Origin of the sequence: Streptosporangium sp. NPDC049078, from assembly GCF_040648855.1 — a bacterium.
Classification (GTDB): domain Bacteria; phylum Actinomycetota; class Actinomycetes; order Streptosporangiales; family Streptosporangiaceae; genus Streptosporangium.
Map to the genome: position 1 here is coordinate 89,286 of NZ_JBEZEL010000019.1, position 21,619 is coordinate 110,904.

The 21,619-nt window shown below is 73.9% G+C and carries 1 protein-coding gene (running past one end of the window); it reads left to right on the forward strand.

All coding sequences use genetic code 11. The features are described from left to right. Positions 1-21,619, forward strand: partial view of a type I polyketide synthase gene (locus AB0B90_RS29955; RefSeq protein ID WP_362925882.1) — the 5' portion only. 8,162 nt of this gene lie beyond the right edge of the window; only the first 21,619 of its 29,781 coding nucleotides appear in the window; the start codon lies at positions 1-3; its stop codon lies off the right edge, out of view.

Consider the following 21,619-nt stretch of genomic DNA (forward strand, 5'->3'; position numbering starts at 1 on the left):
GTGGACAACGAAGCGAAACTCCGGGAATACCTCAAGCGGGCGACCACCGATCTCCGGCGCACCCGTCAACGCGTCCACGATCTTGAGGAACAGAATCAGCAGCCGATCGCGATCATCGGGATGACCTGCCGCTACCCGGGCGGTGTGGCCTCGCCCGAGGACCTGTGGCGGCTGCTCTCCGAGGGCGGCGACCCGATATCCGAGCCGCCCGCCGACCGCGGCTGGGACCTCGACCGGCTCCGCGACGAGTACGGCGACGCCGTACCGCCGTCGCTGTCCGGTGGTTTCCTGCGCGACGCGGCGGAGTTCGACGCCGGCTTCTTCGGCATCTCCCCCCGGGAGGCGCTGGGCATGGATCCGCAGCAGAGGCTGCTGCTCGAAGCCACCTGGGAGGCCGTCGAGAGAGCGGGCATCGACCCGATCGCGCTGCGGGGCAGCCAGACGGGCGCCTTCATCGGCGCGATGTCCCCCGACTACCGCGACACCCTGCCGCACGACATCGACGCCTTCGGGCTCACCGGTACGGCGAACAGCGTGATGTCCGGCAGGTTGTCGTACACGCTCGGTCTGGTCGGCCCGGCGGTGACGGTGGACACGGCCTGCTCGTCCTCGCTGGTCGCGCTGCACTGGGCCGCGCACTCGCTGCGGACGGGCGAGTGCACCCTCGCGCTCGCGGGCGGTGTGACGGTCATGTCGACGCCCAGCACCTTCATCGAGTTCAACCGCCAGGGCGGCCTGTCGCCCAGCGGGCGCTGCAGGGCGTACGCCGACAGCGCCGACGGCACGGGCTGGTCCGAGGGCGTGGGCGTGCTGGTGCTGGAACTGCTGTCGGACGCCCGGCGCAACGGGCACGAGGTGCTCGCGGTCATCCGTGGTTCCGCGGTGAACCAGGACGGCGCCTCCAACGGCCTGACCGCGCCGAACGGCCCCTCACAGCAGCGGGTGATCCGTGATGCCCTGGCGAACGCGCGGCTGTCGGCGGCGGACATCGACGTGGTGGAGGGACACGGGACCGGTACGACGCTGGGCGACCCGATCGAGACCGAGGCGTTGATCTCCACGTTCGGCGAGGACAGGGAACGACCCCTGCTGCTGGGGTCGGTGAAGTCGAACATCGGTCACACGCAGGCCGCCGCCGGTGTGGCCGGTGTGATCAAGATGGTGCTCGCGATGCGGCACGGGGTGCTGCCGAAGACACTGCACGTCGACGCCCCCTCGTCGCGGGTGGACTGGTCCGCGGGCACGCTGGAACTGCTGACCGAGCAGCGGTCCTGGCCCGAGACCGGGCAGCCGCACCGGGCGGGGGTGTCCTCCTTCGGGGTGAGCGGCACCAACGCCCACGTGGTGCTGGAGGAGGCGCCGGAGTCTGAAACGGACGCGCCCGCGGCCGACAGGACACCCGCGGGTGCGGTGCCCGTGCTGCTGTCGGGCCGGACCGACGAGGCGCTGCGGGCCCAGGCCGCGCGCCTGCTCGCCCATGTGGACGGTGCGCCCGAGACGTCGCTGGACGACCTGGCGTTCTCGCTGGCCACGACGCGGTCGGCGTTCGAGCATCGAGCGGGGGTCCTCGCCGCCGATCACGCCGAACTGCGAGCGGGGCTGACGTCGCTCGCGGACGGCGGCGCCGCCGGTGTGATCAAGGGCCATGGCAGGCAGGCCAAGCTGGCGGTGTTGTTCACCGGTCAGGGCAGTCAGCGGGCCGGGATGGGTCGGGAGCTGTACGACCGGTTCCCGGTGTTCGCGGCGGCGTTGGACGAGGTGGTCGCGGAGCTGGATCCGCTGCTGGACGGGTCGTTGCGTGAGGTGGTGTTCGCCGAGCCGGGGTCGGCTGAGGCGGAGGTGCTGGATCGGACCGGGTGGGCGCAGCCCGCGCTGTTCGCGGTGGAGACGGCGCTGTTCCGGCTGGTGTCCTCGTGGGGGGTGCGGCCGAACGTGCTGGCCGGGCACTCGGTCGGGGAGATCACGGCGGCTCATGTGGCGGGGGTGTTGTCGCTGGCCGATGCGTGTGCGTTGGTGGCGGGTCGGGCGCGGTTGATGCAGGCGTTGCCTGCGGGTGGGGCGATGGTGTCGGTGCGGGCCTCCGAGGGGGAGGTGGCCGAGCTGCTGGCCGGGCGTGAGGGTGAGGTGTCGGTCGCGGCGGTGAACGGTCCGTCCTCGGTGGTGGTCTCCGGGGTTGAGGAGGCGGTGCTTGAGGTGGCCGCCGCTCTGGAGGAGCGGGGGGTGCGGACGAAGCGGTTGCGGGTGTCGCACGCGTTCCATTCGCCGTTGATGGATCCGATGCTGGAGGAGTTCCGGGCGGTGGCCGGGTCGCTCTCCTTCAGCCCGCCGGAGATCCCGATCGTGTCGACGTTGACGGGGGAGTCGGCGACGGCGGAGCGGTTGTGCTCGCCGGAGTACTGGGTGGAGCAGGTGCGTGGCGCGGTTCGCTTCGCCGACGGCGTGCGCACCCTGCACGGCCAGGGTGTGCGGGCGTATCTGGAGCTGGGCCCCGACGGGGTGCTCACCGCGATGGCCTCCGACACCCTCGCAGCGAGTCCGGACCCGCGTGACACCGACTCGACGCCGGATTCGCCCCTGCGCGCCACGCACCCCGAAGGGGAGACGGACGCGGTGCTGGTGCCGGTACTGCGCGGGGGGCGCGACGAGCGAACGGCGGTCATGTCGGCGCTGACGGCCCTGCACGTGCGTGGGGTGCCGGTGGACTGGCAGGCGGTTTTCCCCGGCGCCCGCCGGGTGGAGGTGCCGACGTACGCCTTCCAGCGCGAGCGGTACTGGCCGAACCCGACCTCGACCGGGGATGCCCGAGGGCTCGGCCTGACGGCTGCCCGGCATCCGCTGCTGGGTGCGGTCATGGGGTTGGCCGACAGTGATGAGGCGTTGTTGACGGGTCGTGTCTCGTTGGGGTCGCATCCGTGGTTGGCGGATCATGTGGTGGGCGGGATGGTGATTTTTCCGGGTACGGGGTTTTTGGAGTTGGTGGTGCGGGCGGGGGATGAGGTCGGGTGTGACCTGGTCGAGGAGTTGACCTTGACCGCGCCGTTGGTGCTGGGTGAGGACGATGCGGTGGCGGTGCAGGTGCGGGTGGGGGCTGCGGATGGGGTGGGTCGGCGTGAGGTGAGTGTTCATGCTCGGCCTGCGGGGGCCGGTGAACACGACGCCTGGGTACGGCACGCGAGTGGTGTGCTGGCCGGTGGGGGGATCGGCGCGGGAAGTAACGGTGCGGCGGCCGGTGGCCGGGCCGGGGAGGAGTTCGAGGCTTTCGAGGGTGGGGTGTGGCCGCCGAGGGGTGCGTCGGTGGTCGAGTTGGGTGGGTTGTACGAGCGGCTGGCCGGCAGCGGGTTGAATTACGGGCCGGTGTTCCAGGGGGTGCGGGCGGCGTGGCGGGGGGTGGACGGTGCGCTGTTCGCCGAGGTGGTGTTGCCTGATCGGGTCGCCGATGCGGGTGGCTACGGGGTGCATCCGGCGTTGCTGGACGCGGCGTTGCACGCGGTGGCTTTCGCGGGGGCGGGAGATCCGGAGGGTGTGCGGTTGCCGTTCTCGTGGGGTGGGGTGTGTCTGCACGCGGGTGGGGCGTCGGTGCTGCGGGTGCGGTTGGCGTGGACGGGTGAGGACGAGGTGTCGTTGAGCGCGGTGGACGCGGTCGGGGAGCCGGTGCTGTCGGTGCGCTCACTGGTGCTGCGCCCGATCCCGTCCGACCGGCTTGGCTCGGCCTTCCAGAGCGGGGGAGTCGAGCGGGAGGCGCTGTTCGGGGTGGAGTGGACGCCGGTGGCGGAGCCCTCTTCGGGTGAGGTGTCACCGGTGGCGGTGCTCGGCCCGGACGTGCTGGGTTTCGCCGAGGCATGGCGGGTGGCCGGGCAGGCGATTCCGGCTCATGAGGATCTGTCCTCGCTGGTGGCGGGGCCGGTGCCGGACGCGGTGGTGACCGAGGCGGTCTCGGATCAGGCGGGCGCGATGGTGGGGGCGGTGCGTGCTTTGGCGGTTGGTGTTCTGGGGTTGGTGCAGGGGTGGTTGGCCGATGAGCGGTGTGGGGGTTCGCGGTTGGTGGTGGTGTCGCGGGGTGCGGTGGCGGTTGGGGAGGGTGAGGTGGTGGCGGATTTGGGGGCTGCGGCGGTGTGGGGGTTGGTGCGTTCTGCGCAGGTGGAGAATCCTGGCCGGTTTGTGCTGGTGGATATCGATGAGGAGTTGTCGTCGTCGGTGTTGGCGGGGGTGTTGGCCTCGGGTGAGCCGCAGGTGGCGGTGCGTGGGGGTGAGGTGCGGGTGCCGCGTCTGGCGCGGGTGACGTCCGGCTCCGCTTCTGGTTTCGGGGGTGGGGGTGGTCTCGCGGATGGCTCGGGTCTTGGTGAGGGGGGTGGTTCTGTTCTGGTCGGTGGTTCTGATCTGGGTGAGGGCCGGGTCTGGGATCCGGAGGGGACGGTGTTGATCACTGGTGGTACGGGTGGTCTGGGGGGTTTGTTCGCGCGGCATGTGGTGGCCGAGCGTGGGGTGCGGCGTCTGCTGCTGGTGAGTCGGCGGGGGTTGGATGCTCCGGGTGCGGTGGAGTTGCGGGCGGAGTTGATCGCGCACGGGGTCGAGGTCACGGTCGCGGCGTGTGATGTGGCCGATCGGGATCAGGTGGCGGCGCTGCTGGCCGGGGTGCCGGAGGAACACCCGTTGACGGCGGTGATCCACACGGCGGGTGTGCTGGCCGATGGGACGATCCCGTCGTTGTCGGCCGAGGATCTGGATGTGGTGTTGCGGCCGAAGGTGGATGCGGCGTGGCATCTGCACGAGCTGACCCAAGACGAGGATCTGGCGGAGTTCGTGGTGTTCTCGTCGGTGGCGGGGACGTTCGGTGGGGCGGGGCAGGGTAACTACGCGGCGGCGAACGCTTTCTTGGACGCGTTGGCGGAGTATCGGCGCGGGCTGGGGCTGGCGGGGGTGTCGTTGGGGTGGGGTCCGTGGGAGCAGGGCGCGGGGATGACGGGTGGGTTGGACGAGGTTCAGGCGCGTCGGTTGACGCGTGCGGGGATGTCGGCGATCACGCCGGAGCAGGGTGTGGTGTTGTTCGAGGCGGCGATCGGTTCCGGTGGGCCGGCTGTGGTGCCGGTGCGGTTGGATCTGGCGGCGGTGCGGGCGAGTGGTGAGGTGCCGCACCTGCTGCGCGGACTGGTGCGGGGGGTCCGCAGGTCGGCGGTGTCCGGGATGGCGTCGGCCGTGGCCGGTGACGGCGCGCTGGTGGGACGACTGATCGGGGTGGAGCCCGCCGAGCGTGTCCGGCTCCTGGTGGACCTGGTGCGTACCGAGGTGGCACTGGTGCTGGGGCACACCTCGCCGAAGGCGGTGGACGTCCGGCGGGAGTTTCGGGAGTTGGGCTTCGACAGCCTGACCGCGGTGGAGCTGCGCAATCGGCTGAACACGGTGACCGGGCTGCGCCTGCCGGCCACGCTGGTCTTCGACCATCCCACGCCCGCCGTGCTGGCCGAGTTCCTGCTGGAGGAGGCGCTGGGCGAGCGGGACGTCGCCGTCCCGGCCACGATCACGCCGGTCGCCGACGACCCGGTCGTGATCGTCGGGATGGGCTGCCGCTATCCGGGTGGCGTCACCTCGCCGGAGGACCTGTGGCGGTTGGTGGCGGAGGGCCAAGACGCGATCACGGGATTCCCGGTCAACCGCGGCTGGGACCTGGAGGCGCTCTACCACCCGGACGCCGACCACGCGGGCAGCTCGTACACCAGAAAGGGCGGCTTCCTGCACGACGCGGCGGAGTTCGACGCGGACTTCTTCGGGATGAGCCCGCGGGAGGCGCTCGCGACGGACGCGCAGCAGCGCCTGTTGCTGGAGACCTCCTGGGAGGCCGTCGAACGGGCGGGAATCGACCCGGCCACGCTCCGGGGCAGCCGGACGGGCGTGTTCGCCGGGGTGATGTACACCGACTACAGCGGGATCCTGGGCGCGGGCGAGTTCGAGGGCTATCGGGGTACCGGGACCGCCGCGAGCGTCGTCTCCGGCCGGGTGTCCTACACGCTGGGCCTGGAGGGTCCGGCGGTGACGGTCGACACCGCCTGCTCGTCCTCGCTGGTCGCGGTGCATCTGGCCGCACAGGCACTGCTCTCGGGGGAGTGCGAGCTCGCCCTGGCCGGCGGTGTGACCGTGATGGCCACGCCCGGGGCCTTCGTGGAGTTCTCCCGGCAGCGAGGGCTGTCCGCCGACGGGCGATGCAAGTCGTTCGCGGACGGCGCGGACGGCGTGAGCTGGGCCGAGGGCGTCGGGGTGCTGGTGCTTGAGCGCCTGTCGGACGCCCGGCGCAACGGCCACGACGTGCTGGCGGTGGTACGGGGCTCGGCGGTGAACCAGGACGGCGCGTCCAACGGTCTGACCGCGCCGAACGGCCCCTCGCAGCGGCGGGTGATCCGTCAGGCCCTGGCCGGAGCTCGACTGTCGGCGTCCGAGGTGGACGTGGTGGAGGGGCACGGGACCGGCACCACCCTGGGCGACCCGATCGAGGCGCAGGCGCTGCTCGCCACCTACGGCCAGGACCGGCCGCAGGACCGGCCGCTGCTGCTGGGTTCGATCAAGTCGAACATCGGCCACACGCAGGCGGCCGCCGGTGTCGCGGGCGTGATCAAGATGATCATGGGGATGCGGCACGGCGTCGCGCCCAGGACCCTGCACGTCGACGCGCCGTCCTCGCACGTGGACTGGGCCGCGGGTGCGGTGGAGCTGCTGGCCGAGGCGCGGGAGTGGCCCGAGACGGGTCACCCGCGCCGGGCCGCCGTGTCGTCGTTCGGCTTCAGCGGCACCAACGCCCACCTCATCATCGAGCAGGGCATCGAACAGGACGGCGCCGAGGTGACCCCGTCGGCCGACGGGTCGCCGACGACGGGCCTGCCGCTGCCGCTGCCGCTGCCGCTGCCGGTCTCCGGCAGGACGGAGGGGGCGGTGCGGGCGCAGGCCGCGCGGCTGCTGTCCCACCTGGAAGGCCGTCCCGAGGCGTCCCTCGCCGATATCGCGTTCTCGCTGGTGACCACTCGTTCCCTCTTCGAGCACCGGGCCGCCGTGCGGGCCGAGGACCACGCCGGAGCGCTGGCCGGGTTGCGTGCGCTGGCCGGCGGCCTGACCGCGCCGGGAGTCGTACGAGGCCAGGCCAAGGACGATCTGAGGCCGGCGTTCCTGTTCACCGGCCAGGGCGCCCAGCGAGTGGGCATGGGCCTGGAGACCTACGAGCGGTTCCCGGTGTTCGCCGAGGCGCTCGAAGGCGTGCTCGCGGCGCTGGCTCCCCGGATGAGTCCGCACCTGGACCGGCCGCTGCGGGAGGCGCTCTTCTTCGACGCCGAACTGCTCGACCGCACGGCGTACACGCAACCGGCGCTTTTCGCCCTTGAGGTCGCGCTGTACCGGCTGGTGGAGTCGTGGGGCGTACGCCCGGCCGCGCTGGCGGGGCACTCGATCGGGGAACTCGCCGCGGCGCACGTCGCCGGGGTTCTGACACTGGAGGACGCCTGCGCGCTGGTCGCCGCGCGGGGCCGGTTGATGCAGGCGCTCCCCGCAGGTGGCGCGATGGTGGCGATCCAGGCGAGTGAGGAGGAGATCCGTCAGGCGCTGGCCGGGCGCGAGGACGAGGTGTCCGTCGCGGCGGTGAACGGCCCCGCGTCGGTGGTGATCTCCGGGGTCGAGGCCGCGGTGCTGGAGGTCGCCGCCGGGTTGGCCGCCCAGGAGCGCAGGACCAAGCGGCTGCGGGTGTCGCACGCGTTCCACTCTCCGTTGATGGAGCCGATGCTCGAGGAGTTCAGGGCGGTCGCCGAGACGGTGTCGTACGCACCTCCTCGGATCCCGATGATCTCCAACGTGACCGGCGGGTTCGTCACGGACGAGGTGTGCTCCCCCGGCTACTGGGTGCGGCACGTGCGGGAGACCGTCCGGTTCCGCGACGGTGTGCGGGAACTGCACGGGACGGGCGTGACCGCGTTCCTGGAGATCGGGCCGGACGGCGTGCTGACCGCGATGGCCCAGGACGCCCTCCCCGAGGAGGCCGAAGCGCTGCTGCTGCCCGTGTTGCGCGGCGACCGCGGCGAGGGCGCCGCCCTCATGACCGCGCTGGCCGAGCTGCACGTGAACGGCGTGCGTGTCGACTGGCCGGCCCTGCTGCGCGGGGCCCGCCGGGTGGACCTGCCGACGTACGCGTTCCAGCACGAGTCGTTCTGGCCGGAGCCGCCGCCCGTCGCGAACGAGGCGGTCGCCGATCCGGCCGACGCGCGGCTCTGGGACGCGGTCGGGCGCGGTGACGCCGGGGACGTGGCCGCGATCCTCGGCCTGCGCGACGAGCACGCCGCCTCGCTGGACGCCCTGCTCCCGGCCCTGTCGTCGTGGCGGCGGAGCCGGAGCGAGGTGGCGACGCTCGACTCCTGGCGCTACCGGGTGGAGTGGAAGCCCCGCCGTACGCCCCCTCTCGCCGTGCTGGCGGGCACCTGGCTGGTCGTGACCGCCGACGGGATTCAGGACGGCGACGTGGTGGCCGCGCTGGAGGGTCACGGGGCACGGGTGGAACGGCTCGTGCTGGAGGGGACGGACACCGATCCCGCGTCGCTCGCGGCCCGGCTCGGGGAGCCGAACGAGATCTCCGGTGTGGTGTCGATGCTCGCGTCCTCGGAGGCGCCCGTCGCGGACGGCGGGGCGGTGCCGAGCGGTCTCGCGCTCACGGTCGTGCTCCTGAGGGCGCTCGGCGACGCGGAGATCGGCGCGTCGCTGTGGTGTGTCACCCGTGGCGCCGTGTCCGCGGCTCCCGGCGATCGGGTGACCCGTCCTGTGCAGGCGCAGGTGTGGGGCATGGGCCGGGTCGCGGCCCTGGAGCATCCGGAGCGCTGGGGCGGTCTGGTCGACCTGCCCGAGGTCGTCGAGGGGCGTTGCGCCCAGGGGCTGGCGAGCGTGCTGGCGGGCCTGGACGGCGAGGACCAGGTGGCGGTGCGGGCGTCGGGCGTGTTCGGGCGGCGGTTGCGGCGTCACCCCGCCGCGTTCGGCCAGGCCGGTTCGACCGGTGCCGCCGTGCGGGGTTCCGGCGGTGCGGCGTCGGGTTCCGGTGCGCTCGTGCCGGGTTCCGGTGATACGGCGTCGGGTTCCGGTGCTGTCGTGTCGGGTTCCGGCGGTGGGGTGTCGGGTTCCGGACCCGCCGGGTTGGGCTCCGGTGGCACGGTGCTGATCACCGGTGGGACCGGCGCCCTCGGCGCGGCCACCGCGCGGTGGCTGGTACGCGGCGGCGCCACGCGTCTCGTGCTGACCGGCCGGCGCGGCATGGACGCCCCCGGGGCGCCGGAGCTGCGCGACGAGCTGCTGGCGCTGGGTGCCGAGGTGAGCGTCGCCGCCTGTGACGTGGCCGACCGCGACGCGCTCGCCGCCCTGCTCGCCACGATCCCGGCCGAGTACCCGCTCACCGGGGTCGTCCACGCGGCCGGGGTGGGGCAGGCCGTCGCACCCCTTGAGCGGGCGGACGCCGCGACCCTCGCCGAGGTGACGACGGCGAAGGTGGCCGGTGCCGCCAACCTGGACGACCTGCTCGGGGATCGCGAGCTCGACTTCTTCGTGCTGTTCTCCTCGATCGCCGGGGTGTGGGGCAGCGCGGGGCAGGGCGCCTACGCGGCGGCCAACGCCTACCTCGACGCGCTGGCCGAGCACCGGCACGCGCGAGGTCTCGCCGCGACGTCGGTGGCCTGGGGCGCGTGGGCGGAAGCGGGCATGGCCGTCGCGGGGGACCTCGCGAGGGACACCGCAGGAGACAGCGCAGGGGACGCTGCCGCGACGGGAAACACGGTTGCGGCGGACGACACGGCAGGGCAGGGGAACGCCGGGGGCGCTGGGGGCGCCGAGGGGATGGCCGCGGAGGGGGGCATGGCCGGTTACCTGCGCAGGCGCGGTCTGGCCCTGCTGCCCCCCGACATCGCGGTCGGCGAGCTGAACCGGGCGGTCGGCGGCAGGGACGCGGTGGTGACGGTCGCCGACGTCGACTGGGACCGGTTCTATCCGATCTTCACCTCGACCCGGCCCAGCAATCTGTTCGGCGAGCTCGCGGAGGTGAGGACGCAGCGCGAGAGCGAGGACGGGCCGGGGGTCTCCGGCGACCCGGAATTCGTCGCGCGGCTACGTGGCCTGACCGACAAGGAGCGTCGGCGTGAGCTGCTGAACCTGGTACGCGCCGAGGTGGCGGCCGTGCTGGGACACGCCTCGGCCGAGACGGTCTCCGAGCGGCGCGCCTTCCGAGAGCTGGGCTTCGACTCGCTCACCGCGGTGGAGCTGAGAAAGCGGCTCGTCGCGGTGACCGGTCTGGCGTTGCCGAGCACGCTGGTGTTCGATCACCCGAATCCGGCCGCGCTGGTGGAGTTCCTGCGGTCGCGGGTCGCGGGCGCGGAGGACGGCGAGAACGGCGAGAACGGCGAGAACACAGCCGGAGGCTCCATCGCCGTCCGTGCCGACGAGCCGATCGCGATCATCGGGATGGCCTGCCGCTTCCCCGGCGGCGTCGCCTCTCCGGAACAGCTGTGGGAACTGGTGACCGAGGGGGGCGACGCGATCTCCGGGTTCCCCGCGGGCCGGGGCTGGGACGCGGAAGGGCTCTACGACCCCGACCCCGATCACTCCGGCACGACCTACTCGGTCGAAGGGGGGTTCCTGCACGACGCCGGCGACTTCGACCCCGGGTTCTTCGGTATCTCACCGCGCGAGGCGCTGACCATGGACCCGCAGCAGCGGCTGCTGCTGGAGACCGCGTGGGAGGCCATCGAGCGGGCCGGCATCGATCCCGTCACGCTGCGCGGCCACTCCACCGGCACGTTCATCGGCTCCAGCTACCAGGAGTACGGCTCGGACTCCGCCGACGCCGAGGGGCACCAGGTCACCGGCACCATCCCGAGCGTGCTGTCGGGTCGGCTGTCGTACGTACTGGGCCTGGAAGGTCCCGCGGTCACGGTCGACACGGCGTGCTCGTCGTCGCTGGTGGCGCTGCATCTGGCCTGCCAGTCGCTGCGCGAGGGCGAGAGCTCGCTCGCCCTGGCGGGCGGCGTGACGGTGATGACCACCCCGGCGGCCTTCGTGGCGTTCAGCCGCCAGCGGGCGCTCGCCGCCGACGGCCGGTGCAAGGCGTTCTCCGACGCGGCCGACGGGATGAGCCTGGCCGAGGGGGTCGGCCTGCTTCTGGTGGAGCGGCTGTCGGACGCGCGGCGCAACGGCCACCCGGTCCTCGCGGTGGTGCGCGGTTCCGCGATCAACCAGGACGGCGCGTCCAACGGACTGACCGCGCCGAACGGTCCCTCACAGCAGCGGGTGATCCGCAGGGCGCTCGCGGGCGCGCGGCTGTCGGCGGCCGAGGTCGACGCGATCGACGCGCACGGCACGGGGACCGGCCTGGGCGACCCCATCGAGGCCCAGGCACTCCTCGCCACGTACGGGCAGGACAGGGAGCGGCCGCTGCTGCTCGGGTCGGTCAAGTCGAACATCGGCCACACCCAGTCCGCGGCGGGCGTGGCCAGCGTGATCAAGATGGTCATGGCGATGCGGCACGGGACGCTGCCCAGGACGTTGCACGTGGGCACGCCGTCGTCCCACGTGGACTGGACGGCGGGCGCGGTCGAGCCGCTGACCGAGGCCACCCCCTGGCCGGAGACCGGAAGGCCGCGCCGGGCCGCCGTGTCCTCCTTCGGGATCAGCGGCACGAACGCCCACACGATCCTCGAACAGGCGCCGGACGCGGAGGAGCCGGTCGGCGAGGTCGCGCTCGCCGGTCCCGACGACCGTGCGGATTCCGCGGCCGCGGAATCCGTTCCCGTTCCCACTCTCGGCGCGGTGCCGTGGGTGGTGTCGGGCAGGACGGCGGAGGCGCTGCGCGCGCAGGCGCGACGGCTCGCCGACCACGTCGCCGACCACGGTGTCGATCAGGGGGCCGGCGGCGGTGAGCTCGATCCGGCCGCGGTGGGCTTCTCGCTGGTGACGTCGAGGTCGGCGTTCGAGCACCGCGCGGTCGCGGTGGGCGGTGACCGCGAGTCGCTCTCCGCCGCGATGAGCGCGGTGGCCGCGGGCGAGCCCGCGCCGGGTGTGATCCAGGGCGTGGCGGACGCCGAGGGCAGGACGGTCTTCGTCTTCCCCGGCCAGGGCGCGCAGTGGGCCGGTATGGGCGCCCGGCTGCTTGAGCAGTCCCCGGTGTTCGCCGAACGCGTCGCCGAGTGCGCCCTCGCCCTGAGCCGGTACGTCGACTGGTCGCTGATCGACGTGCTGCGCCAGACGGAGGGGGCGCCGTCGCTGGACCGGGTGGACGTCGTGCAGCCGGTGTCGTTCGCGGTGATGGTCTCGCTCGCGGCGATGTGGCGCGCTCACGGGGTGGAGCCCGACGCGGTGATCGGGCACTCCCAGGGGGAGATCGCCGCCGCCTGCGTGGCGGGCGCGCTCTCCCTGGACGACGCCGCGAGGGTGGTGGCGGTGCGCAGCCAGGCCATCGCGCGGCGGCTGGCCGGCGCCGGAGGGATGATGTCGGTCTCGCTTCCGCTGCCCGACGTCGAGGAGAGGCTGCGTCCCTGGGCCGAGCGGATCTCGGTCGCGGCGGTCAACGGGCCGCGTTCGGTCGTGGTGTGCGGCGATCCCGGCGCGCTCGACGAGCTGTCGGAGCGGTTGACCGAGGAGGGGGTGCGCGCCAGGCGGGTCGCGGTGGACTACGCCTCGCACTCGGCCCATGTCGAGCGGCTCCAGGAGGAGCTGCCGCGAGCCCTGTCGGAGATCCGGCCGGAGCGGGCCGAGGTTCCCTTCCTGTCCACGGTGACCGGGGAGTGGCTGGACGGCACGGAGCTGGACGCCGGCTACTGGTACCGCAACCTGCGCCGAGCCGTCCGGTTCGAACCCGCGGTGCGGTCCCTGCTGGCCGAGGGACACCGGGCGTTCATCGAGGTCAGCCCGCACCCGGTGCTGACGGGCGCGATCCAGGAGACGGCCGAGGAGGCGGGCGGGACCTCGGCGGTGGTCGCCGGGACTTTGCGCCGCGACCAGGGCGGCACGGAACGCTTCCTCACCTCCCTGGCGGAGGTGTTCGTACGCGGCGTGCCGGTCGACTGGCGAACGGTCTTCGACGGCACGGGCGCCCGCCGGGTGGAACTGCCGACGTACGCGTTCCAGCGGGAACGGTTCTGGATACAGCGCGCCGAGGCGCCGGCGGCCGGTGCGGCGGACCCGGCGGACGAGCGGTTCTGGGCGGCGGTGGAGCGGGAGGACCTCGACTCGCTCGCTTCCGGACTGGACGTGGGCGCCGGGGCACTCGCCGAGGTGGTACCCGCGCTGTCGTCCTGGCGTCGCCGGCAGCGGGCCCGGTCCACCGTGGACTCCTGGCGCTACCGCGTCGCCTGGCGGCCGGTGACCGACCTCGCCTCCGCCTCCCTGTCGGGCACGTGGCTGCTCGTCACCCCGGAGGGCGTTGAGGGTGACGACGTCGCCGACGCGCTCACCGCGCACGGCGCGCGGGTCCGCAGGGTCGCGCTCGACGAGTCGTGCACCGACCGCGCCCTGCTGGCACGCGTGCTGACCGGCCCGCCGTCCGGGACGCCCGGCGATGCCGGGGGACCGGGCGTACCGGCCGGGGGGCCGGACGCCTCGCCAGGCGAGGGAGAACACATCTCCGGCGTCGTGTCCCTGCTCGCCCTCGCCGAGCGGCCCGCCGACCGCTACCCGGAGCTGGCCGTCGGCCTGGCACTCACCGTCGCGCTCGTGCAGGCCCTGGGCGACGCGGAGATCGACGCGCCCCTGTGGTGCCTCACCACGGGCGCGGTCTCCACCGGCCGGTCGGACCGGGTGACCAACCCCCTCCAGGCGCAGGTCCACGGCGTGGGCTGGACGGCCGCGCTGGAGCACCCGCGACGCTGGGGCGGGATGGTCGACCTGCCGGGGACGCTCGACCAGCGCGCGGCGCGGCGCCTGGCGAGCGTCCTCGCGGGCGGTGGCGGCGAGGACCAGCTCGCGATCAGGACCTCGGGCGTGTTCGCCAGACGGGTGGTGCCGGCACCGGCGGCCGACCGGAAACCGGCGCGCGGGTGGACGCCACGCGGGACCACCCTGGTGACCGGCGGCACGGGAACGCTCGCCCCCCACCTGGCCCGCAGGCTCGCGGCCGAGGGGGCCGAGCACCTGGTGCTGACCAGCCGGCGCGGCATGGACGCCCCCGGCGCGGCCGAACTGCTGGCGGAGCTGGCCGCACTCGGCACGACCGCGACGATGACGGCGTGCGACGTGTCCGACCGTGACTCCGTCGCCGACCTGCTCGCGGGGCTGCGGGCGGAGGGCCACGTCGTCCGTACGGTGGTGCACGCCGCCGCCTCCATCGAGCTGCACACGCTGAACGACACCACCGTCGAGGCGTTCGCCGAGGTGGTGCGGGCCAAGGTCCTCGGCGCCCGGCACCTGGACGAGTTGCTGGACGCCGACGAGGTCGAGGCGTTCGTCCTGTTCTCCTCGACGGCGGGGATGTGGGGCAGCGGGCGGCACGCGGCGTACGTGGCGGGCAACGCCTACCTCGGCGCGCTGGCGGAGAACCGGCGCGCCAGAGGGCTGCCGGCCACGTCGATCTCCTGGGGCATCTGGTCGGACGACCGCGAACTCGGCCGGGTCGATCCCGAGCAGATCCTGCGCAGCGGGCTCGTGTTCATGGAGCCGGACCTGGCGCTCGAGGGGTTCAGGCAGGCGCTGGACGGCGAGGAGACCGTGCTCGCGATCGCCGACGTGGACTGGGAGCGGTACTTCCCCGTCTACACCTCCGCCCGGCCGAGCCGGCTGTTCGGCGAGGTGCCCGCCGTACGGCGGCTGACCGAGGCCGCGGAGCGTCCGGCGGTCGCCGCGGGCGACGGGGAGTTCGTCACCCGGCTGCGCGGGCTGCCCGCGTCCGAGCGGGACCGGCTGCTGCTGGAGCTGGTGCGCGGCCAGGCGGCGACCGTACTGGGCCACTCCTCGGCCGACGCCGTCGCCGAGCGGCAGGCGTTCCGCGACATGGGCTTCGACTCGGTCACCGCGGTCGACCTGCGCAACCGGCTCGCCGCTGCGACGGGCCTCGCGCTGCCCAGCACGCTGGTGTTCGACCACCCGAACCTGGAGGCGCTCGCGGGATACCTGCGCGCCGAGATCGCCGGGGTGCGGGCCGTTCCCGTCGCCGTGGCAGGTCCCGCGCGGGCCGCCTCGGACGAGCCGATCGCGATCATCGGGATGGCCTGCCGCTACCCGGGCGGGGTTCGCTCCCCCGAGCGGCTGTGGCAGGTCGTCCTCGACGGGGTCGACGCGATCTCCGGGTTCCCCGGCGACCGCGGCTGGGACGCGGACGGGCTCTACGACCCCGATCCGGGCCGGCCGGGAAAGACGTACTCCACCTGGGGCGGCTTCCTGCACGACGCGGCGGAGTTCGACGCCGACTTCTTCGGGATCTCGCCGCGCGAGGCACTCGCGATGGACCCGCAGCAGCGGCTGCTGCTGGAGACGGCCTGGGAGGCCGTCGAACGGGCCGGGATCGCCCCCTCGTCGCTGCGCGGCAGCCTGACCGGCACCTTCGTCGGGGCCAGCTACCAGGACTACGCCCTGGCGATGGCCGGCGGCAGAGAGGGCCTGGAAGGCCATCTGATCACCGGCACCATCTCCAGCGTGCTGTCCGGCCGGGTGTCGTACCTGTTCGGTCTTGAGGGCCCGGCCGTCACGCTGGACACCGCGTGCTCGTCGTCGCTGGTGGCGCTGCACATGGCCTGCCAGTCGCTGCGCGACGGTGAGAGTTCGCTCGCGCTCGCCGGTGGGGTGACCGTGATGTCCACCCCCGACGCCTTCATCGGGTTCAGCAGGCAGCGGGCGATGGCCCCCGACGGCCGGTGCAAGGCGTACTCCGATTCGGCGGACGGGATGAGCCTGGCCGAGGGGGTCGGCCTGCTGCTGGTGGAGCGGCTGTCCGACGCCGAGCGCAACGGGCACCCGATCCTCGCGGTCGTCCGAGGGTCGGCGATCAACCAGGACGGCGCGTCCAACGGGCTGACCGCGCCGAACGGCCCCTCGCAGCAGCGGGTGATCAGGCAGGCGCTGGCCAACGCGGGGATCTCGGCGGCGGACGTCGACGCGGTGGAGGGCCACGGGACCGGTACGGCGCTGGGCGACCCGATCGAGGCGCAGGCGCTGCTCGCGACCTACGGCCAGGACCGGGACCGCCCGCTCCTGCTGGGATCGGTCAAGTCCAACATCGGGCACACCCAGATGGCCTCCGGTGTCGCGGGCGTGATCAAGATGGTCATGGCGATGCGGCACGGCCTGCTGCCCAGGACGCTGCACGTGGACGCCCCGTCCTCGCACGTGGACTGGTCGAGCGGCGCGATCGAGCTGCTCACCGAGCCGAGGGAGTGGGTGCGGGCGGGGCGTCCGCGCCGGGCCGCGGTGTCGTCGTTCGGACTCAGCGGCACCAACGCCCACGCGGTGCTGGAGGAGGCGCCGCCGGTCGCCGCGCGGGCCGGGCAGGCCGCGCCCGTCGTCGTCCCCGTGCTGGTGTCGGGCAAGAACGACCAGGCCCTGCGCCACCAGGCGGGACGGCTGCTGTCGCTGCTCCAGGAGTCGCCGGACCTCCACCCCGCCGACGTCGCCCTCTCCCTGGCGACCTCGCGCTCCCACCTCGACCGGCGCGCGGCGCTCGTCGGACGGGACCGCGAGGAGATCGTCGACGGGTTGCGGGCGCTGGCGGAGGAGCCGCAGGACGGCGCCGTCGTCGCGGGGGGCGTCGCGGGGACCGTCATCCACGGCGGCGCGGTCCACGGCTCCCTCGCCTTCATGTTCACCGGCCAGGGCGGCCAGCGCGCGGAGATGGGCCGCGAGCTGTACGGTCGCTTCCCCGCGTTCGCGGACGCGCTCGACGAGGTGCTCTCCCACCTGGACGCGGACCTGGACCGCCCGCTGCGCGAGGTGCTGTTCGCCCCGGCCGGTACGGCACAGGCCGCCCTGCTGCACGAGACCGGCTACACCCAGCCGGCGCTGTTCGCCTTCGAGGTGGCCCTGTTCCGGCTGCTCGAATCGTGGGGGGTGCGGCCCGACCACCTCACCGGCCACTCGGTCGGGGAGATCGCCGCGGCGCACGCCGCCGGCGTGCTCTCGCTGCCGGACGCGTGCACCCTGGTGGCGGCCCGCGCACGCCTGATGCAGGCGCTGCCCACGGGCGGGGCGATGATCGCCCTGGAGGCCCGCGAGGAGGAGGTGCTCCCGCTGCTGGCCGGCCGCGAGCACGAGGTGTCGATCGCGGCGGTCAACGGCCCGGCCTCGCTCGTCGTCGCCGGCGAGGAGGACGCCGTCCAGCAGATCGCGGCGCGGCTCGCCGCCGGAGGACGCAGGACCAGGCGGCTCCAGGTCTCCCACGCCTTCCACTCCCCTCGGATGGAGGCGATGCTCGACGACTTCGGCCGGGTCGCTCGCGGCCTGTCGTACGCGCCTCCGCGGATCCCGGTCATGTCGAACGTGACCGGCGAGTCGGCGACCGCGGAGCAGCTCTGCTCGCCCGACTACTGGGTGGAGCACGTCCGCAGGCCGGTCCGCTTCGGCGACGGCGTGCGCCGGCTCGCGGAGCAGGGCGTCGTCACCTTCCTCGAACTCGGCCCCGACGCGGTGCTCACCGCGATCGCCGCCGACTGCCTCGCCGACCGCGCGGACGTCCGGACGATCCCCACGGCGCGCGGGGACCGGGGCGAGGAGCAGCCCCTCACGGCCGCGATGGCCCGCCTGCACACCCTGGGCGTCACCGTGGACTGGCGGGAGTTCTTCGCCGGTACCGGCGCCGAGACGGTCGACCTGCCGACCTACACCTTCCAGCGCCGCCGGTTCTGGCCGGAGGCGCGGGCCGCGGCCGTACCGGCGTCCTCGGGCGCGGAGGACACCTACTTCTGGGACGCGGTGGAACGCGGTGACGTGGCGACGCTGGCGGAAGGGCTGGGGGTCGACGGCGGCACGCTGGAGACGCTGCTGCCCGCGCTGTCCTCGTGGCGCCGCCACCGGTGGGAGCACTCGGCCGTGGACGGCTGGCGGTACCGGTCCGTCTGGAAGCCGCTGCCCTGGTCACCGCCCGCCTCGCCCTCCCCTGACGCGGGAGCCCGGTTGCTCGTGGTGATCCCCCGGGGGTACGCGGACGAGGAGTGGGTGACCTCGCTGGCGGGCGCGCTGGGCGCGGAGGCCGACCGGATCGAGGTCGGGGAAGACGACCGGGCGGCGCTGGCCGTACGGGTACGGGAGCTGTGCTCCGCAGGACCCCGGCCGGTCGGGATCGTGTCCCTGCTCGCCCTGGACGAGCGCGACCTCGCCGGCCATCCCGGGGTTCCCGCCGGTCTGGCGCTCACGGTCACCCTGGCGCAGGCCCTCGGCGACGCCAGGGCCGAGGCACCCCTGTGGTGTGTGACCCGGGGCGCGGTGTCGGTGGGACGCTCGGAACGGGTGTCCCGGCCGCTGCAGGCCGCCGTGTGGGGTCTCGGCAGGTCCGTGGCGCTGGAGCAGCCGCATCTGTGGGGCGGCCTGGTCGACCTGCCGGAAAGTCTCGACCCCGGCACGATCTCCCGCCTGGCCGGCGTGCTGTCCGGCATCCGGGGCTCCGGCATCGAGGGCGAGGACCAGCTCGCCGTACGCACCCCGGGGGTCTACGGCCGCCGCCTGGTACACGCCCCGATCGGCGAGAATCCCGTCGCGCGGGAGCTCACCCCGCCGGGCACGGCCCCGATCGGCCCGGGCACCGTACTCGTCACCGGAGGCACCGGCGCCCTCGGGGCACGCGTCGCCCGCTGGGCGGTCCGCGCGGGTGCCGCGCACGTCCTGCTGGTCGGCCGACGCGGGCCGGACGCCCCGGGCGCGGCCGAACTGCGGGACGAGCTGACCGGCCTCGGCGCCGAGGTCGACCTCGTGGCCTGCGACGTCGCCGACCGCGACGCGCTGGCCGCCGTACTGGCCGGCATCCCGGAGGACCGGCCGCTGAGCGCGGTCTTCCACGCGGCGGGCGTGGTCGACGACGGGGTGCTCGACGGACTGACGCCCGAACGCCTCTCGTCGGTGCTGAGGTCGAAGACGGCCGCCGCGCTCAACCTGCACGAGCTGACCGAGCACCTGGACCTGCCGGCGTTCGTGCTGTTCTCCTCCACCTCCGCCACCTTCGGCTCGCCGGGGCAGGCCAACTACGCGGCCGCGAACGCCGTGCTCGACGCGCTGGCCGAGCATCGGCGGGCGCGAGGTCTCGCGGCGACGTCGATCGCCTGGGGGCCGTGGGCCGGGGCCGGCATGGCGGCGGACGCCGCCGGCGTGGAGAGCCGGATGCGCAGGGCCGGCTTGGAGATGATGTCCCCCGACCTGGCGATCCACGCGCTGCGGCAGGCGATCGAGCAGGACGACACGACGCTGACCGTCGCCGACGTCGACTGGTCCCGATTCGTCGGCGCCTTCGCCGCGATCCGGCACAACCCGCTGGTGAGCGACCTGCCCGAGGTCGCCGCGGCCGCCGCGGTGGCGGACGCGGGGGCGATCGGCGCCGGAGGGGACGGGGCCGCCACGACCGAGCCGGCGTTCCGGCGGCGGCTGGCCGGGCTGCCCGCCGCCGAGCGGGGCCGGGCCGTCCTGGACCTGCTGCGCGGCTGCGTGGCCGCCGTGCTCGGCCACGCCGACGCCGACGGCATCGCACCGGACCGCCCCTTCAGGGAGCTGGGCTTCGACTCGCTCACCACCGTCGAGCTGCGCAACGTGCTGGCGGCGACGACAGGGCTCACCCTGCCGGCGACGCTGGTGTTCGACTATCCCGCCCCGAGCGCGCTGGCGGACTTCCTGCTGGCCGAGCTGCTCGGCTCGATGTCGCAGGAGGGTACGGCCGCCCGCACGCCGGCCGTGGTCGCCCGCGCCGACGAGGGCGATCCCATCGTGATCGTCGGCATGAGCTGCCGGTTCCCCGGCGGGGTGAGCTCCCCCGAGGAGCTGTGGCGGCTGCTGATGGACGGGAGAGAGGGCCTCTCCCCGTTCCCCGACGATCGGGGATGGGACCTGGAGGCGCTCGCGGCGGGGCTGTCGTCCACGAACGTCGGCGGCTTCCTGCGGGACGCGACCGAGTTCGACGCCGAGTTCTTCGGCATCTCGCCCCGTGAGGCGCTCGCGATGGACCCGCAGCAGCGCCTGGTCCTGGAGGCGTCCTGGGAGGCGCTGGAGCGGGCGGGCATCGACCCCCTCGACCTGCGAGGCCGCGACGGCGGGGTCTTCGTGGGCACCAACGGCCAGGACTACGTCGGCCTGCTGAAGGGCTCCGACGCCGACGTGCAGGGGCACGTGGCCACCGGCACCACGGCGAGCGTCATGTCGGGACGGCTCTCCTACACGCTGGGGCTGGAAGGACCCGCCGTCACCGTCGACACCGCGTGCTCGTCCTCCCTGGTCGCCCTCCACTGGGCCGCGCAGGCCCTGCGCGGCGGGGAGTGCTCACTGGCGCTGGTGGGCGGCGTCTCGGTGATGTCGAGCCCGGACTCGTTCGTCGAGTTCAGCGTCCAGGGCGGCCTCGCCCCGGACGGGCGGTGCAAGGCGTTCTCCGACTCGGCCGACGGCACCGGCTGGTCGGAAGGCGTCGGAGTGCTCGTGCTGGAACGCCTGTCGGACGCGCGGCGCGAGGGGCATCCGGTCCTCGCCGTCGTCCGCGGTTCCGCGGTGAACCAGGACGGCGCCTCCAACGGGCTGACCGCGCCGAACGGCCCCTCGCAGCAGCGGGTGATCCGGCAGGCCCTCGCCGTGGCGGGGCTGTCCCCGGCCGAGGTCGACGCGGCCGAGGCGCACGGTACCGGTACGGCGCTGGGCGACCCGATCGAGGCGCAGGCCCTGCTGGCGACGTACGGTCAGGAGCGGGACCACCCGCTGCTGCTGGGGTCGATCAAGTCCAACCTCGGCCACACGCAGGCGGCGGCGGGCGTCGCCGGTGTGATCAAGATGGTGCTCGCGATGCGGCACGGCCTGCTGCCCAGGACGTTGCACGTCGAGACGCCGGCGTCGCACGTGGACTGGTCGTCCGGGGCGGTGGAGCTGCTCACCGAGGCCAGACCGTGGACGCGGCAGGACCGGCCGCTGCGGGCCGGTGTCTCCGCCTTCGGGATCAGCGGCACCAACGCCCACGTCATCCTGGAGCAGGCGCCCCCGGACGAGCGGTTCTCCGACGAGCGCTCTTTCGGCGAGCCGTCTCTCGACGGGCGGACCTCCGGCGAGAGGTCCCTCGCTGAGCGGCCTGCCGGCGAAGGGCTCCTCGACGAGCGGCCTCTCGACAAGCGGTCCCTCGGCGGGCGGGGCGAAGGGCGGCTGCCCGAGCCGCTCGGCGGGCCGAGGGTCCCCGCGGTCGTGCCGTGGGTCGTCTCCGGCCGGACCAGGCAGGCGCTGCGAGCCCAGCTCGATCGGCTGCCGGCCGCCGACTCCGGCCTCGACCCGGTGGACGTCGGCTACTCGCTGGCGAGCCGGTCGATGTTCCGGCACCGCGCGGTGCTGCTGGCCACCCCGGACGGTACGTCGGAGATCGCGCGTGGCGAGGCCACCGCGGTCGCGGGCAGGTCGGCGATGCTGTTCGCGGGGCAGGGCTCCCAGCGCCCCGGCATGGGCCGGGAGCTGTACGCCAGGTTCCCCGTGTTCG